Source organism: Desulfovibrio sp. SGI.102, from assembly GCF_050314315.1.
Classification (GTDB): Bacteria; Desulfobacterota; Desulfovibrionia; order Desulfovibrionales; family Desulfovibrionaceae; genus Desulfovibrio.
This window is the reverse complement of record NZ_JBNPNC010000151.1, coordinates 1-245: the sequence shown is the minus strand read 5'-3', so window position 1 is coordinate 245 and position 245 is coordinate 1. Positions and strand designations below refer to the sequence as shown.

General features: G+C 51.0%; 1 pseudogene. It reads right to left on the bottom strand.

The features are described from left to right. A pseudogene (locus ACQRCJ_RS12575) lies at nt 1-245 on the bottom strand (transposase); the annotation flags it as partial.

The window sequence follows — 245 nt, the reverse complement described above, 5'->3', positions numbered from 1 at the left end:
CAACCCGTCAATCAACGCACAGGCCTCTTTGCAATCAGCTCGGGTACCTTCTGTAACAATAACTCTGACCGGCATACCATGCGCATCCACGGCCAGATGTATTTTTGAGTTGAGCCCCCTTTTGTGCGGCTCATGGCCTCATTACCTCCCGCAGCGCCCGCCGCATGGGGATGTACTTTGCAATGACTGGCATCAATGATGAGCCATTCAAAATCAGGTTCGACAATGAGAGCTTCGAGTATTTT